The following is a 16,107-nucleotide window of genomic DNA, read 5'->3' on the forward strand; positions in this document are numbered from 1 at the left end:
TGCCCTCAGTACTCGATGCGGCCCTCGCGGTTGTGGAACTCTCCCGTCGGCCCGTCGGTGCCGATCGTCGCGAGCATGACCGTGGCGTCGGTGCCCTCGGTGATCGTCTGGTGTCCGCCGAACCCGTTGAACTCCGTCGCCGTGTAGCCCGGGTCGCTCGCGTTCACCCGGAAGTCGGGCAGGTTCTTCGCGTACTGCACGGTCAACGCGATCACGGCCGCCTTCGACGCCGCGTACGGCACCACCGGCACCCCGTACTCGTCGTGTCCCGGTGTCGTCAGCCAGCGCGGGAACCCCACCCCCGACGAGACGTTCACGATGACGGGTGCCGCCGAACGTCGCAGCAGGGGCAGCGCGGCCTGGGTCACCCGGACGATGCCGGTGACGTTGGTGTCGAGCACGGTCGCCATCGCGCTCGCGTCGAGGTCGTCGACCCCGAACGAGCTGCCGAGGATCCCGGCGTTGTTCACCAGGACGTCGAGCTCGGGGATCGTCGCGATCGCCGCGTCGATGCTGGCCTGGTCGGTGACGTCCAGCTGCACGACGTGGGCGCCGAGTGCGCGGGCGTCGTCGCCGCTGGCCGGGTCGCGCATGCCGGCGTACACGGTGTGGCCGGCCTCGAGCAGTCGGCGTGCGGTCTCGAGTCCGAGGCTGCGGTTTGCCCCGGTGATCAGTGTCGTTGTCATGCGCCCAGCCTGCCCCCGCCGGCCCGGCTCCCCCAGGCACGGTGCGACGGTGGGACCGGCAGTACCAGGACGGACAGGAGGCGCGGGGCGATGATGGTGGACATGAGCGAGTTCGCGAACGTGTTGCGTTCCTGGCGCGACCGGGTGCGTCCCGAGGCGGTCGGCCTGCCGGCCGGCCCCGGCAGACGGACCCCGGGCCTCCGTCGCGAGGAGCTCGCCGCGCTGGCGGGCGTGAGCGTCGACTACGTCGTCCGCCTCGAGCAGGGCCGGGCGACGAACCCGTCGCCGCAGCTGCTCGGCGCCCTCGCGACGGCGCTCCGGCTGTCGTCCGAGGAGCGGGACCACCTGTGCCGGGTGGCCGGCGTCGCCCCGCCGTCGCGTCAGGTCGTGCCGCGGCACATCACGCCCGGCGTGCAGCGGCTGGTCGACCGGCTCGGCGACGTCCCGCTCGCGGTGTTCACGGCGACCCACGACATCGTGCTCTGGAACGAGCTGTGGGCCGCGGTGAACGGCGACCCCTGGCGGTACGTCGGGCTCGATCGCAACCTGGTCTGGCGGCACTTCATGCAGGAGCGCGACGGGGTGGACTGGGACGACGAGCACCAGGAGGAGTTCTCGAGCGACCTCGCCGCCGACCTGCGACAGGCCTACGGCCGCTACCCGGCGGACCGCGACCTGGCGGACCTGGTCGAACGACTGCTGCGGGAGTCCCCCGAGTTCGCCCGCCGCTGGGAGACCGGCCGGATCGCCGAGCACCGTGCGAGCCGCAAGGTCGTGCACACGCCCGTCGGGCCGGTGGAGATCGACTGCGACGTGCTGAGCGTCCCCGGCGGTGACCTGCGGATCGTCGTCTACACGGTCGTCCCGGGCTCCGAGGACGCCGCGAAGCTCGACCTGCTCCGGGTCACCGGCCTGCAGGAGCTCACGCCGCGGTGAACACCAGCGACGCGTTCTGACCGCCGAACCCGAACGAGTTGTTCAACGCCGCACGGAGCGGCGCGGTCCGGGCTGTGCCGGAGACGACGTCGAGGTCCACCGCGGGGTCGAGCCGGTCGAGGTTCAGGGTCGGTGGAACGATCCCGGTCTCGAGCGCCCGCAGGGTCAGGATCCCCTCGACCGCGCCGGCAGCGCCGAACATGTGCCCGATCGCGCTCTTCGGAGCGGTGACCAGCGCGCCCGTCCCCACCGCACGGCTGATGGCGGCCGCCTCGCCGACGTCGCCGACCGGGGTACCGGTCGCGTGCGCGTTCACGTGGTCGACGTCGGCACCGGTGAGGCCCGCCATCCGGATCGCGGCGCGCATCGCCCGCTCCTGCTCGCTGCCGTCCGCCAGCGGGGCGGTGATGTGGTGCGCGTCCGAGGTGATCCCCCACCCGGCGAGCGTGCCGTGCGACCGCTGCCCTCGGGCGGCGGCATGGTCGGCACGCTCGAGCACGACGATGCCGGCGCCCTCGCCGAGGACGAAGCCGCGGCGGTCGGCGTCGAACGGCCGGGACAGGGTCGTCGGGTCGTCGCCGTCGGGCTTCGCGAGGGCCTGCGACTGGGCGAACGACGCCATCGTCACCGGGGTGACGGCGGCCTCGGTCCCGCCGGTGATGACGACGTCGGCCTCACCGGTGGCGATGAGTCGCGCGGCGGTGGCGATGGCCTCCGCACCGGAGGCGCATGCCGAAACCGTCGTGTAGGCGCCGCCCCGCGCCCCGAACGCGATGCTGATCTGCGCGGCGGCACCGTTCGCCATGAGCATCGGCACCGTGCGCGGTGAGACCCGCCGGGCACCGGACGCACCGAGCACGTCGTGGGCGTCGAGGAGCGTCTCCACTCCCCCGATCCCGGTGCCGATGACCACGGCGAGGCGGTCGCCCTCCACCGCGGGGGCACCGGCGTCGGCCCAGGCCTCGTCCGCGGCGACGAGCGCCAGCTGCTGACTGCGGTCCAGGCGATTGGCGCGGACCCGCCCGAGCGACCCCTCGGCGTCGAGTGTGGCATCGGCCCCGACCCGGATCGGCACCTGTTCCCAGAGTGCTCCGTCACGGTGCAGGGCTCGGACGCCGGAGCGACCGGCCACCAGGGCGTCCCAGAGCGGCGCGACGCCGTGGCCGAAGGGTGAGACCGCGCCGAAGCCGGTGATGACGATGTCCACGGGAACTCCTCTTGTACGTTGAACAAGTTGAGTTGTACCACGTACAATTCCGACATGGCAACCACGGTGGACGGCTCCGGCACGGCACGCGGCGCGGCGACACGGGCGAAGATCCTCGCCGCGACGGCCGGACTGCTCAGCGCGGGCGCTCGGAGCGTGACCGTCAGCGAGGTCGCCCGGGCCGCGGGTGTCTACCCGAACCAGATCACGCACCACTACGGCTCGAAGGACCGCCTGGTGCTCGACGCCGCGTTCGCGCTGTTCCTCCGCGACACCACGCGACTGCAGGCGGCCGGCCGTCGTGCCCGCTCGGCGGAGGCGTTCCGGCAGGTACTCGCCCGCACCGCGCTCGCGATGCCGTCGACCCCGCTCGTGGTCCGTGCGCTCGGGGCCGCCGGGGACGACCCGGCGCAGCGTGAGCGCGTGCGGTTGCTGCTCGCCGTGCTCTTCCGGCAGTCCGAGCGCTACCTGGAGCGCGTCGTCGCCGACCAGGGCTGGACGAGCCCGAGCGGTGTCGCCCGCGACGCCCGCACGTTCTGGAGCGCCGTGTTCGGTGCCACCCTGCTCGCGGACGCCGGGGTCACCGGCGGCCCCTCGGACCTCGACCTGGCGGGGACGATCTCGATCCGTTGACCGGGGCGGGCACCGCCGCCGGGGTCTCCCCCGGCGGCGCTGTCACTCGCCCGGCGGCGGTGTCACTCGCCGAAGCCGGACCGGACCAGTTCCACCAGGGCGTCGACCGCGGCCTGCGCGTCCTGCCCGGTCGCGTCGATCGACACCGTCGCACCCTTCGGTAGTGCCAGGGCCATGATCGCCAGCAGGCTCTTCGCGTCCACGCCGTTGACGTGCACGCTCGCGTCGTACTTCGCCGCCGTCTTCACGAACTCCGCGGCGGGCCGGGCGTGCAGCCCGGTCTCGTTCACCAGCTCGACCGACGCGCTGACGCGGTCGGAACCGGCCGCGTCGTCGACGGCGGCAGCCCCGTCGGCCGGCCCCGTGCCTCCAGACTGTTCACCAGACGGACGGGAGGCGGTGATCGCGTCCGCCTCGGAACCCGCGGCCGATGCAGCGGCGGCCAGCACCGCGTCGGCGTCGCCGCCCGTCTGGGCGGCGACCGCGGCCGCCACTGCTCCCTCGACCAACGGGGCCTGCGACACGTGGACGCGGGCACGGACGTCGTCGTCCAGGAAGTCGAGTGCGGTGTCGGTCGTCAGGTAGGCGGAGCCGAGGTCGCACAGGACCACGACGGCGTCCGCTTGAGCGAGTTCCTCGATGCCGGCGGTGATCGCCTCGAACGAGGTGCCGATGCCGCCGTCGTCCGTGCCGCCCGCGGCGACGAGCGGCACGTCCGCGGCCATCTGCCGTGCGAGCTCGACGGTGCCCGTCGCGATCGCCGCGCTGTGCGAGACGACCAGGATGCCGACGGTCACGCTGCGTCCACCGCTGCGCGCAGGATGTACGCGGTCGACTGCGCACCGGGGTCGCGGTACCCGATCGCGCGGTCGCCCAGGTAGCTCGCGCGGCCCTTGTGGGCGACGAGCGGCTCGGTGTCCGCCGCACCCTGCGCGGCGGCGTCGGCTGCTGCGGTGAGCACGGCCTTCGGGTCGTCGCCGGCACCGGCAGCCGCTGCTGCTGCGTCGACCGCAGGGCTCCACGCGTCGACCATCGTCTTGTCGCCGACCGCGGCCTTGCCGCGGGACACGACCCCGTCGCGGGCGGCGGTGAGGACGGCGACGAGGGTGTCCGCGTCGAGTTCGGCCGCGTCACCGGCGGCCTGCGCCGCCTTCAGGTAAGCCGTACCGAAGAGCGGGCCGGCCGCCCCGCCCACGGTCGAGATGAGCTTCGTCGCGACGGTCTTGAGCACGGCACCCGGGGTGTCGAAGGACCCGGAGTCGACGGCCTCGAGCACGGCCCGGAACCCGCGGTCGAGGTTCTCGCCGTGGTCGCCGTCGCCGATCTCACGGTCGAGCGTGACGAGCTCGGCGCGGTGTTCGTCGATCGTCGCGGCGGTGCGACGGACCCAGTCGATGGCCCATGCGGTGTCGAGCGCCAATGCGGTTCCCTTCGTGTGGCGGGCCCGGTGGCCCGTTGTCGTGGTCCGGTGGTCGAGCGGCCGTGGTCGGTCGCGCTTGCCGTTGCAGTCGCGGTCACGGCCGTGGTCGCGGTCGGTCAGCGTCCCCAGCGCAGGGCCGGGGTCTCCACCGGGGCGTCCCAGAGGGCCGTGAGTTCGTCGTCGAGCACCGTGACGGTGAGCGAGAACCCCTGCATCTCGAGGGACGTGACGTAGTCGCCGACCAAACTACGCGTGACCTGGTAACCGCGGTCCGAGAGGACCTCGGCGGCGCGTCGGTACGCGATGTAGAGCTCGGACAGCGGAGTGCCGCCCATGCCGTTCACCAGGAGCAGCAGCGACGAACCGGCCGGGGCCTCGAGGTCGGTCAGGATCGGTTCGAGCACGCGATCGACCAGCTCGTCCGCCGGTGCCATCGCGATCCGCTCGCGGCCGGGCTCGCCGTGGATGCCGATGCCGAGCTCGACCTCGTCGTCGGCCAGCACGAACGACGGCTCCCCCGCGTGCGGGACGGTTCCCGATGCCAGTGCGAGCCCCATCGACCGCGTGACGTCGTTGACGTGCCGGGCCACGGCGGCGACCGCGTCCAGGTCGTCCCCGCGCTCGGCGGCGGCGCCGGCGCACTTCTCCACCACGACGGTCCCGGCGACACCGCGACGACCGGCGGTGAACAGTGAGTCCTGCACCGCGACGTCGTCGTCCACCACGACGGACTCGACGCGGACGTCGTCCATCGCCGCGAGCTCGGCGGCCGTCTCGAAGTTGAGCACGTCGCCGGTGTAGTTCTTCACGATGTGCAGCACGCCCGCACCGCCGTCGACGGCCTTCGTCGCGGCGACGATCGGGTCGGGCGTCGGGCTCGTGAACACCGGACCGGGCACCGCGGCGTCGAGCATGCCGTACCCGACGAAGCCGGCGTGCAGCGGCTCGTGGCCACTGCCGCCACCGCTGACGATCCCGACCTTGCCGGCGACGGGTGCGTCAGCGCGGTGCAGGTGGATCGGGTCCTCGACCAGGACGACGTGTCCGGCGTGTGCCCGGGCGAAGCCCCGGACGGTCTCCTCGACCACGGCCTGCGGGTCGTTGATGAGCTTCTTCATGCGGTGCCTCCACGGGTACGGGGTCGAACCGTGGCGGTCACACCGCGCGTCGTCGACCGGAGTGCGCCCAATCTACATCGACGGCACGGGCAGCCGTCCGCTCCCGATGCACGTTCGTGCAGTGCGCCGAGGACGCGTCACCGCCTTGTGATCGTGCGGGGGACACTCGTCCTGCACGTTCGTGCACGATGCCGCACTTCGCTCACGAATTCATCGCCGGGCCGTGAACCGCATCACTATGGTTGGCCTCAATCACTCAACGGGGAGTGCGGCGCAGCACGGCCGGACCCCCACCCTCACGCACTGGAGGTCACCGATGGACGGCATCGGCGTCAATTTCCTGTCCGAGCTCGTCGGTACGGCGATGCTCATCATCCTGGGTGGCGGCGTCGTCGCCGCTGTCTCGCTCGCGAAGTCCAAGGGCTTCGGAGCCGGGTTCCTGATGGTCACCATCGGCTGGGGCTTCGCGGTCTTCGCCGGTGTCACCGTCTCGTACAGCTCGGGCGGTCAGCTCAACCCCGCGGTCAGCCTCGGGCTCGCCCTGCTCGGCAAGATCACCGTCGGCGAGATGTTCCTCTACTGGCTCGCTCAGCTGATCGGCGCGATCATCGGCGCGGTCATCGTCTGGCTCGCCTACAAGCAGCACTTCGACGAGGAGCCCGACGCGGCCGCCAAGCTCGGCGTCTTCTCGACCGGCCCCGCGATCCGGTCGTACGGCTGGAACCTCGTCACGGAGATCATCGGCACCTTCGTGCTGGTCTTCGTCGTCATCGCGTTCTCGAACGGTCAGACGCCGGCATCGCTCGGTGCGATCCCCGTCGCCTTCCTCGTGATCGCGATCGGTGTCAGCCTCGGTGGCCCCACCGGCTACGCCATCAACCCGGCCCGTGACCTCGGCCCCCGCATCGCGCACGCCTTCCTGCCCATCAAGGGCAAGGGCTCGAGCGACTGGGCCTACGCCTGGGTGCCGGTCGTCGGACCGCTGATCGGTGGCGCCCTCGCCGCCGGCCTGTCCGTCGCCCTGCTGCCCATCGTCAGCTGACCCACCCCCACCCCGAAGGCGTGGACGGCCGTTCCGTACGACCGCACACGCACCCGCACCGAACACACCCGTAAGGAGCACCAATGGCCGACTACATCGTCGCCATCGACCAGGGCACGACCTCGACCCGAGCAATCGTGTTCGACCACTCCGGTTCGATCATCTCGACCGGGCAGAAGGAACACGAGCAGATCTTCCCGCGCGCCGGGTGGGTCGAGCACGACCCCGCCGAGATCTGGGACAACACCCGCGAGGTGATCGGTCAGGCACTGTCGCGTGCCGACATCACGCGCCACGACGTCGCAGCCGTCGGCATCACCAACCAGCGCGAGACGGCCGTCGTCTGGGACAAGACCACCGGCAAGCCGATCTACAACGCGATCGTCTGGCAGGACACCCGCACGCAGGCGCTCGTCGACAAGCTCGCCGACGGCGACACCGACAAGTACAAGGCCATCGTCGGCCTGCCGCTCGCGACGTACTTCGCCGGCACCAAGATCATGTGGATCCTCGAGAACGTCGAGGGTGCTCGTGAGAAGGCCGAGGCGGGCGACCTGCTCTTCGGCACCACCGACACCTGGGTCCTCTGGAACCTGACCGGTGGCATCGACGGCGGCGTGCACAAGACCGACGTCACGAACGCGTCCCGCACGCTGTTCATGGACCTCGAGACGCTGCAGTGGCGCGACGACATCCTCGCCGACTTCGGCGTGCCGAAGTCGATGCTCCCCGAGATCGTCAGCTCCTCCGAGGTCTACGGCCACGTCGAGTCCTCGAGCCTGCTGCGCGAGGTCCCGATCGCCGGCATCCTCGGCGACCAGCAGGCCGCGACCTTCGGTCAGGCCGCGTTCGACCAGGGCGAGTCGAAGAACACCTACGGCACCGGCAACTTCCTGATCTTCAACACCGGTACCGAGATCGTCCGCTCCGAGAACGGCCTGCTCACCACCGTCGGCTACAAGCTCGGCGACCAGGAGACGCACTACGCCCTCGAGGGTTCGATCGCCGTCACGGGCTCGCTCATCCAGTGGCTCCGTGACAACCTCGGTCTGATCGGCAGCGCCCCGGAGGTCGAGGCCCTGGCCAAGACCGTCGAGGACAACGGTGGCGTGTACTTCGTGCCGGCGTTCTCCGGGCTCTTCGCGCCGTACTGGCGTCCGGACGCCCGCGGTGCGATCGTCGGCCTCACCCGCTTCGTCAACAAGGGCCACATCGCGCGTGCCGCCCTCGAGGCGACGGCGCTGCAGACCCGCGAGGTCCTCGACGCGGTCAACGCCGACTCCGGCGTGGACCTGACCGAGCTCAAGGTCGACGGCGGCATGACCGCGAACAGCGAGCTCATGCAGTTCCAGGCCGACATGCTCAACGTGCCGGTCGTCCGTCCGGTCGTCGCGGAGACGACGGCGCTCGGTGCGGCCTACGCCGCCGGTCTCGCGGTCGGCTTCTGGGCCAACCTCGACGAGCTCCGTGCCAACTGGCAGGAGGACAAGCGCTGGGAGCCCCAGCTCGACGCCGCCGAGCGCGAGCGCACGCTCCGCCTGTGGAAGAAGGCCGTCACGAAGACCTTCGACTGGGTTGACGAGGACGTGCAGTAACGAAACACGCGCACGCTGACCGCGTGCACTGAACGCACCGACGGGAGGCCCGGTGCCGGTTCCATGAACCGGCACCGGGCCTCCTGTGCGTTGCGTCTCCTGCGGGTGGGTCGCGGTCGGCTGGTCGGTCGGTCGTCGGGCGGTTGCCGGTGCGGCACGGTGCGGGCTTGTTGACCGGGTGCAGCGGTGACTGCCGGGTGCGCGCTCGTGGCGCAGCACCGAGCCGTCAGGCCCGCACCGGGTGACGCACCGCGCACGGTGCGGCTCACGCTGGGGTGGCACGGGATCGCGGACCGCGCACGGTGCGGACTGGAGGCGCGGGACGGGCCCGCCACGGGCTTCCGGTCCGGCAGGGGGCTGCCGACACGGCACGGTGCGGGTTTGTTGACCGGGTGCAGCGGTGACCGCCGGGTGCACGCTCGTGGCGCAGCACCGAGCCGTCAGGCTCGCACCAGGTGACGCACCGCGCACGGTGCGGCTCGCGCTGGGGTGGCACGGGATCGCGGACCGCGCACGGTGCGGACTGGAGGCGCGGGACGGGCCCGCCACGGCCCTCCAGTCCGGTACGGGGTTACCGGCACGGCACGGTGCGGGTTTGTTGACCGGGTGCAGCGGCAACCGCCTGGTGCGCGCTCGTGGCGCAGCACCGAGCCGTCAGGCTCGCGCCAGGTGACGCACCGCGCACGGTGCGGCTTGCGCGGAAGCGGCACGGGATCGCAGACCGCGCACGGTGCGGACTGGAGGCGCGGGGCGGGCCCGCCACGGGCCTCCGGTCCGGCAGGGGGTTGTCGGCACGGCACGGTGCGGGTTTGTTCACGGGGTGCAGCGGTGACCGCCTGGTGCGCGCTCGTGGCGCAGCACCGAGCCGTCAGGCTCGCACCGGGTGACGCACCGCGCACGGTGCGCAGGGCGGCGTGGACTACGCGGCGGGAGCTGCGCCGACCCAATCAGCCAGTTTGCGCGCACCGGCGCCGGAGTCGACCGCCTCGGCGGCGACGACCAGCTGCTCGCGGAAGCGCTGCAGGATCGGCCGGTCGGACTCGTTCGGGTCCTGCGCAAGGCGGAACGAGACGAGGCCGGCCGCGGCGTTCAGCAGGACGATGTCACGGACGGGTCCGGTCTCCCCCGCGAGCACCCGGTGGACGACGCCGGCGTTGTGCTCGGGGTCGCCGCCGAGCAGGTCCTCCGTGCGTGCCCGGGCGATGCCGAGGTCCCGCGGGTCGAGGTCGTGCTCGGTGACGCGGCCGCCCGTGACCTCCCAGATGTGGCTGTGCCCGGTGGTGGTCAGCTCGTCGAGTCCGTCGTCGCCGCGGAACACGAGGGCCGTCGCTCCGCGCGTCTGGAACACGCCCGTGATGATCGGGACGAGGTCGAGCTGGGCGACCCCCACGGCGTTGGCCTCGCACCGTGCGGGGTTGACCAGCGGGCCGAGGAAGTTGAACACCGTCGGCACGCCGATCTCGCGCCGCACCGGGCCTGCGTGGGCGAAACCGGGGTGGAACGCGTTGGCGAAGGCGAAGGTCAGCCCGACACGCCGGAAAGTGTCCGCGACACGCGCGGCGTCCATCGTGAGATCGAGTCCGAGGGCGGCGAGCACGTCACTCGAGCCGGACTTCGACGAGCTGGCCTTGTTGCCGTGCTTGACGACGGGGACCCCGGCGGCGGCGATCACGATGGCCGCCATGGTCGAGATGTTCACGGTGCCGACCACGTCGCCACCGGTGCCGACGATGTCGAGCGCCATCGGATCGACGTCGAGCGGAACCGCGGCGTCCAGGATCGCGTCGCGGAACCCGACGACCTCGTCGACGGTCTCGCCCTTCGCGCGGAGCGTCACGGCGAAGGCTGCGATCTGTGCCTGGGTGGCGCGCCCGTGCACGATCTCCTCCATGGCCCATGTGGATTGCCTGATCGTCAGGTCCTCGCGCGCCATGAGCGCGCTGATCACCGCTGGCCAAGAAAGTGCGTCAGGCATGGCTCGATCGTAGTGAATTCGAGAGACCCGCCAGTCTCCTGCGAAAACACTGTCGGGGGTTTCGGCCATAATGGAGGACGTGACTAGCACCTCTCTCTCCAGATCAGCCAGCGGTCCGGCCCTCAACAGGCCGAACGCCGTGGCCGTGGGGACGATCGTGTGGCTGGGCAGCGAGGTCATGTTCTTCGCCGGCCTGTTCGCGATCTACTTCACGCTCCGCAGCACGTCCCCTGAGCTCTGGGCGACCGAGACCGCGAAGCTCGAGGTGCCCTTCGCCTCCGTGAACACGATCATCCTGGTGCTGTCCAGCTTCGCCTGCCAGTTCGCCGTGTTCGCCGCGGAGCGCTTCCAGGTGCACCGGACGAGCTGGAACCCGCGCCACTGGGGCATGACGGAGTGGTTCTTCGTCACCTACGCGATGGGTGCGATCTTCGTCTGCGGCCAGATCTTCGAGTACGCCAACCTCTGGCACGAGGGCGTGACGCTCTCCTCCAGTGCCTACGGCTCGGCGTTCTACATGACCACCGGGTTCCACGGGCTCCACGTGACCGGTGGCCTCATCGCCTTCCTGCTGACGCTCGGCCGCGGTTTCGCCGCCAAGAACTTCGGCCACAAGGAAGCGACCACCGCCATCGTCGTGTCGTACTACTGGCACTTCGTCGACGTCGTGTGGATCTTCCTCTTCGCCGTCATCTACCTTCTCAAGTAGGAACTGGACACCCCCCAGCACATGTTCAACAGAACCAAGTCCAAGAAGGGCCGCCGTTCACCGATGGCGACCGTGTCGCTCATCGTCGTGGGTCTCATGACCACCGGTGGCGCGTACGCACTGTTCAGCTCCACGGCGAACGCCGACGACAGCACGAACACCGTCGCCGCCTCGAGCCAGTCGCAGGTGAACGAGGGCGAGAAGCTCTTCGCCTCGAACTGCGCCACCTGCCACGGTCTCTCCGCGCAGGGCACGAGCGAGGGCCCGTCCCTCATCGGTGTCGGCGCCGCGTCGGTCGACTTCCAGGTCGGCACCGGCCGCATGCCGATGGCCGCTCAGGGCCCGCAGGCCGAAGAGAAGCCCGCGCAGTTCACGGACGAGCAGGTCGACGCGCTCGCGCAGTACGTCGCCTCTCTCGGCCCCGGCCCGTCGGTCCCCTCCACCGAGCTCACCAACGGTGAGGACGGCGACGCTGCTGAAGGCGCCGAGCTGTTCCGCATCAACTGCGCCATGTGCCACAACGTGGCCGGCGCCGGCGGTGCGCTGACCGAGGGCAAGTACGCCCCGAACCTCGAGACGGTCTCCGGCAAGCACATCTACGAGGCCATGCTCACCGGTCCGCAGAACATGCCGGTCTTCAACGACCTGAACCTGACGCCGGAGCAGAAGGCCGACATCATCACGTACCTCAAGTACGTGCAGGACAACAAGTCCCCCGGTGGCTTCGCACTCGGCTCCCTGGGGCCGGTCGCCGAGGGTCTGTTCATCTGGATCTTCGGACTCGGCGCGGTCGTCGCGATGACCGTCTGGCTGACCGCGAAGTCCAACTGATCGTCCGTGTCGAACGACACTGAAGGGAACACCATGGCAGAGCACGACGACGAGACGCTGAACTCGTCCTCGGCTGTCGAGAAGCACGGCACGACCACCTCCCCCGGGATCGCGGTCCTCCCCGTCGACCCGTTCGAGAACCCGGGCGAGCCGCCGCACCGCCCGCGTCGCACCGACGTCGACCCGAAGAAGCAGCGTCTGGCCGAGCGCCAGGTCGCCGCGTACTTCTACCTGTCGATCGTCGGCAGCGTCCTGTCGATCGCTGCGTACGTCGCCTTCCCGATCGACCCGAGCGACTTCGGGACGGTCCGCACCGCGAACCTCTTCCTGGGCCTGTCGATCGCCCTCGCGCTCCTCGCCCTCGGCCTCGGCGCCGTCTACTGGTCGAAGTCGCTCGTCGTCGACCGCGAGATCACCGAGCTCCGCCACGGCACCCGCGGCGCCGACGCGACCCGCGCCAAGGCGGTCGAGGCGTTCCAGCTCGCCGACAAGGAGTCCGGCTTCAGCCGTCGCAAGCTGATCCGCAACTCGATGATCGGTGCCCTGGCCGCGTTCCCGCTCCCCGGCATCGTCCTGGTCCGTGACCTCGCTCCGGCCGAGGACCCCAACGAGCTGCTCCGCCACACCTTCTGGAAGCAGGGCCTGCGCCTGACGAAGGACCCGACGGGTCTGCCGATCAAGGCCTCCGACGTCACCATCGGTTCGGTGTTCCACGTCATCCCCGAGGGCATGCTCGAGTCCGAGCACATGCTGGAGGAGAAGGCCAAGGCCTCCGTCCTCCTCATGCGTCTCGACCCGAAGGACCTCAACCCGTCCAAGGGCCACGAGAACTGGGGCTACGACGGCATCGTCGCGTACTCCAAGATCTGCACCCACGTCGGTTGTCCCGTCGCGCTCTACGAACAGCAGACGCACCACCTGCTGTGCCCGTGCCACCAGTCCACCTTCGATGTCTCGAACAACTGCGAGGTCATCTTCGGTCCGGCAGCACGCCCCCTCCCCCAACTTCCGATCGCGATCGACGACGACGGCTACCTGGTTGCCCAGAGCGACTTCCACGAGCCGGTCGGACCGTCCTTCTGGGAGCGTGAACGCTGATGACCAGCACCACCACCACCGCACCGAACACGTCGACGAACAAGCCGGCTCCGGAGCGCGGATCCCGCATGATCGGCGGGGTCGCCAACTACATCGACGAGCGCACCAGCATCTCGGGCCTCGTCAAGGAAGTCGGCCGCAAGATCTTCCCGGACCACTGGAGCTTCATGCTCGGCGAGGTGGCGCTGTACAGCTTCGTCGTCGTGCTGCTCTCCGGGACCTTCCTGACGTTCTTCTTCCAGGCATCGATGACCGAGGTCGTCTACAACGGCTCGTACGTCCCGCTCAAGGGCGTGGCGATGTCGACGGCCCTGCAGTCCACGCTCGACATCTCGTTCGACATCCGCGGCGGGCTCTTCGTCCGCCAGGTCCACCACTGGGCAGCCCTGCTGTTCGTGGCGTCGATCATGCTGCACATGGCCCGCGTGTTCTTCACCGGCGCCTTCCGCAAGCCGCGTGAGCTCAACTGGGTCTTCGGCTTCCTGCTCTGGGTCCTCGCCATGGCCGAGGGCTTCACCGGCTACTCGCTCCCCGACGACCTGCTCTCCGGAAACGGTCTGCGGATCATCGTCGGCATGATCGAGGGTGTCCCGGTGATCGGCGTCTGGATCGCCTACCTGCTGTTCGGTGGCGAGTTCCCGGGGACCGACATCGTCGGCCGCCTGTACACGCTGCACATCCTGCTGCTGCCGGCGATCCTCGTCGCGGTGCTCGGTGTCCACCTCGTGCTCGTCGTGATCAACAAGCACACGCAGTTCGCCGGTCCGGGCAAGACCAACGAGAACGTCGTCGGTGTCCCGATCCTCCCGGCGTTCGCCGCGAAGGCCGGTGGGTTCTTCTTCATCGTCGCGGGCATCCTGGCCCTCATCGCGTCGCTGTTCACGATCAACCCGATCTGGAACTACGGCCCGTACGACCCCTCCCCGGTGTCCGCCGGTACCCAGCCCGACTGGTACATCGGCTTCGCCGACGGTGCGCTCCGACTGGTCCCGCCGCACTGGGAGGTCGTGTGGTTCGGCTACACGGTGTCGTTCAACATCCTGGCGCCGATCGCGGTCCTGGTGCTGCTCATCCTGGCGATCCTGCTCTACCCCTTCATCGAGGCGTGGGTCACGGGCGACAAGCGTGAGCACCACATCCTCGACCGCCCGCGCAACGCCCCGACGCGCACGGCGTTCGGTGCCGCTGGCATCACGCTCTACGCCAGCCTCTGGGCAGCAGCCTCGTCGGACATCATCGCGACGCACTTCCTGGTGTCGATCGAACACGTGATCCACGTGATCCAGGCAACGACGGTCCTCGGTCCGTTCATCGCCTTCTGGATCACGAAGCGTGTCTGCCTCGCCCTCCAGAAGAAGGACCGCGAGATCGTCCTGCACGGCTACGAGTCGGGCCGCATCGTCCGACTCCCCCACGGCGAGTACATCGAGGTGCACGAGCAGCTCGACGAGTACGAGCGCTGGAAGCTCCTGCAGTTCAACGAGTACAAGCCGCTGATGATCCGCCCGAACGCCAAGGGCAAGATCACGGGTCTGCAGAAGGTCCGCGCCGGCGTCTCCCGCTTCTTCTTCGAAGACCGCATCGAACCGGTCTCGAAGGCAGAGCTCGAGGCAGCACACGCCGCGCACCACGGCCCGAACCTCGAGGGCGGCCACCAGGCTCCCCAGGTCGGCCCCGGCGATCACTGATCGGTAGCGCACGAAGCAACCCCCGTCACGAAGTGGCGGGGGTTTCTTCGTGCACAGGGCAACACGCCGCCCCCAGTTCACGGCTGGTTCACTCTCGCGTGCTGGACTCGTCCAGGACGGTGTGGCAACGTGTTGCACCACGCATCCGCCAACGGAATGAGACCCCGATGGACAGCCGGACGGCCGAACACCCCAGGCCGAACCACTTCCTCCTCCACCTCAGCGACACGCACCTCGTCTCCGGGGACCGCAACCTGTACGGCGATGTCGACTCCGCCGCTCGGCTCACGCAGATCGTCGCGGACATCGAAGCCTCGGGCACGCGTCCCGAAGCGATCGTCGTCACCGGCGACGTGGCCGACAAGGGCGAGCCGGGTGCGTACGCCCGGGTCCGCGAGATCCTCGAACCAGCAGCGCAGCGCATCGGTGCACAGGTCATCTGGGCCATGGGCAACCACGACGAGCGCGGTGCCTTCCGCCAGGAGCTCTTCGGCCTGCAGCCCACCGACCGCCCGGTCGACTTCGTCTACGACGTCAACGGTCTCCGCGTGATCACCCTGGACACGAGCGTGCCGGGTCACCACCACGGTGAGGTCTCCCCCGAGCAGCTCGACTGGCTCGCCGAGGTCCTGTCCGAGGCCGCGCCGCACGGCACCATCCTCGCGATGCACCACCCGCCGGTGCCGAGTGTCCAGGACCTCACCGTCCTCGTCGAGCTCCGCGACCAGCAGGCCCTGGCCGAGGTCGTCGAAGGTAGCGACGTCCTCGCCATCATCGCCGGGCACCTGCACTACTCCACCAGTGCGGTGTTCGCCGGCATCCCGGTTTCCGTCGCCAGCGCCACCTGCTACACCCAGGACCTCACGGAGTTCCAGGGCGGCACCCGCGGACGAGACGGTGCGCAGTCGTTCAACCTCGTGCACGTCTACGGCCACAACGTCGTGCACTCGGTCGTGCCGATCGGGCACTACGCCACCGTCGGGCAGCCCGTCTCCGCGCTCGAGACCGAGGCGAAGCTCGCGGCGCACGGCGTGACGATCCCCGCGGCCGTCGAGCCGGCACCGGTCACCTCGAGCATCCCGGTGTTCACGCTCGACTCGGTGCCCGTCTCCCCCATCCACCGGTAGCCCCGCGCACTCCGAGTGCAGAAGGGGTCGGGTCCGCCATGC

General features: G+C 70.1%; 15 protein-coding genes. 9 read left to right on the top strand and 6 right to left on the bottom strand.

All coding sequences use genetic code 11. From position 1 onward, the window contains the following. Positions 1 to 5: 5 nt before the first annotated feature. Positions 6 to 686 carry an SDR family NAD(P)-dependent oxidoreductase gene (locus DEJ01_RS06275; protein WP_111092512.1) on the bottom strand — a complete coding sequence of 227 codons (681 nt, stop codon included), beginning with the start codon at positions 684 to 686 and terminating at the stop codon, positions 6 to 8. A 102-nt stretch (positions 687 to 788) separates the two neighbouring features. Between DEJ01_RS06275 and DEJ01_RS06280 the strand changes: the two genes are divergently transcribed. Continuing rightward, positions 789 to 1,622 carry a helix-turn-helix domain-containing protein gene (locus DEJ01_RS06280; protein WP_181438371.1) on the top strand — a complete coding sequence of 278 codons (834 nt, stop codon included), beginning with the start codon at positions 789 to 791 and terminating at the stop codon, positions 1,620 to 1,622. On the opposite strand, the gene DEJ01_RS06285 is transcribed toward DEJ01_RS06280, so the two are convergent. Further along, on the bottom strand, positions 1,609 to 2,829 hold the full coding sequence (locus DEJ01_RS06285) for a beta-ketoacyl synthase (RefSeq protein ID WP_111092514.1): 1,221 nt from the start codon (positions 2,827 to 2,829) through the stop codon (positions 1,609 to 1,611). The genes DEJ01_RS06280 and DEJ01_RS06285 overlap by 14 nt on opposite strands. Before the next feature lie 54 nt (positions 2,830 to 2,883). On the opposite strand from DEJ01_RS06285, the gene DEJ01_RS06290 reads away from it, so the two are divergent. Beyond that, positions 2,884 to 3,462: a TetR/AcrR family transcriptional regulator C-terminal domain-containing protein gene (locus DEJ01_RS06290; protein ID WP_111092515.1), complete on the top strand. Its 579-nt coding sequence runs from the start codon at positions 2,884 to 2,886 to the stop codon at positions 3,460 to 3,462. 62 nt (positions 3,463 to 3,524) lie between these two features. On the opposite strand, the gene dhaM is transcribed toward DEJ01_RS06290, so the two are convergent. From dhaM to dhaK, 3 genes are all read right to left on the bottom strand, one after another. Then, positions 3,525 to 4,259, bottom strand: a complete 735-nt coding sequence (gene dhaM / locus DEJ01_RS06295; protein WP_111092516.1) for a dihydroxyacetone kinase phosphoryl donor subunit DhaM — start codon at positions 4,257 to 4,259, stop codon at positions 3,525 to 3,527. Then, a complete protein-coding gene (gene dhaL / locus DEJ01_RS06300) occupies positions 4,256 to 4,882 on the bottom strand; it encodes a dihydroxyacetone kinase subunit DhaL (protein WP_111030104.1) in 627 nt (208 codons plus the stop codon). Before dhaL ends, dhaM begins: the two co-directional genes overlap by 4 nt. A gap of 116 nt (positions 4,883 to 4,998) precedes the next feature. Continuing rightward, positions 4,999 to 6,000 carry a dihydroxyacetone kinase subunit DhaK gene (dhaK, locus tag DEJ01_RS06305; protein WP_111092517.1) on the bottom strand — a complete coding sequence of 334 codons (1,002 nt, stop codon included), beginning with the start codon at positions 5,998 to 6,000 and terminating at the stop codon, positions 4,999 to 5,001. A gap of 316 nt (positions 6,001 to 6,316) precedes the next feature. Between dhaK and DEJ01_RS06310 the strand changes: the two genes are divergently transcribed. Together DEJ01_RS06310 and glpK are read left to right on the top strand one after the other, a co-directional pair. Continuing rightward, positions 6,317 to 7,042 (top strand): MIP/aquaporin family protein, encoded by a 726-nt coding sequence (locus DEJ01_RS06310; RefSeq protein WP_111030103.1) that lies wholly within the window; start codon positions 6,317 to 6,319, stop codon positions 7,040 to 7,042. Positions 7,043 to 7,125: 83 nt separating this feature from the next. Then, positions 7,126 to 8,637: a glycerol kinase GlpK gene (gene glpK, locus DEJ01_RS06315; RefSeq protein WP_071403832.1), complete on the top strand. Its 1,512-nt coding sequence runs from the start codon at positions 7,126 to 7,128 to the stop codon at positions 8,635 to 8,637. Positions 8,638 to 9,556: 919 nt separating this feature from the next. Here glpK and trpD read toward each other — a convergent pair. Then, the gene (gene trpD, locus DEJ01_RS06320; RefSeq protein WP_111030102.1) at positions 9,557 to 10,612 is read right to left on the bottom strand and encodes an anthranilate phosphoribosyltransferase; all 1,056 of its coding nucleotides are present in this window, start codon (positions 10,610 to 10,612) and stop codon (positions 9,557 to 9,559) included. A gap of 70 nt (positions 10,613 to 10,682) precedes the next feature. On the opposite strand from trpD, the gene DEJ01_RS06325 reads away from it, so the two are divergent. From DEJ01_RS06325 to DEJ01_RS06345, 5 genes are all read left to right on the top strand, one after another. Beyond that, positions 10,683 to 11,321 carry a heme-copper oxidase subunit III gene (locus DEJ01_RS06325; protein WP_027465617.1) on the top strand — a complete coding sequence of 213 codons (639 nt, stop codon included), beginning with the start codon at positions 10,683 to 10,685 and terminating at the stop codon, positions 11,319 to 11,321. A gap of 21 nt (positions 11,322 to 11,342) precedes the next feature. Then, complete coding sequence (locus DEJ01_RS06330) at positions 11,343 to 12,152, top strand: cytochrome c (RefSeq protein WP_071403834.1); 810 nt, start codon at positions 11,343 to 11,345, stop codon at positions 12,150 to 12,152. 33 nt (positions 12,153 to 12,185) lie between these two features. Beyond that, on the top strand, positions 12,186 to 13,250 hold the full coding sequence (locus tag DEJ01_RS06335; protein ID WP_111092518.1) for a ubiquinol-cytochrome c reductase iron-sulfur subunit: 1,065 nt from the start codon (positions 12,186 to 12,188) through the stop codon (positions 13,248 to 13,250). Continuing rightward, entirely contained in the window at positions 13,250 to 14,938 is a 1,689-nt protein-coding gene (locus tag DEJ01_RS06340; protein WP_111092519.1) for a ubiquinol-cytochrome c reductase cytochrome b subunit, read from the top strand. Before DEJ01_RS06335 ends, DEJ01_RS06340 begins: the two co-directional genes overlap by 1 nt. 167 nt (positions 14,939 to 15,105) lie before the next feature. Further along, positions 15,106 to 16,065, top strand: a complete 960-nt coding sequence (locus DEJ01_RS06345) for a phosphodiesterase (protein ID WP_111045986.1) — start codon at positions 15,106 to 15,108, stop codon at positions 16,063 to 16,065. Positions 16,066 to 16,107: the final 42 nt, after the last annotated feature.

Source organism: Curtobacterium sp. MCLR17_040 (assembly GCF_003234735.1).
Classification (GTDB): Bacteria; Actinomycetota; Actinomycetes; order Actinomycetales; family Microbacteriaceae; genus Curtobacterium; species Curtobacterium flaccumfaciens.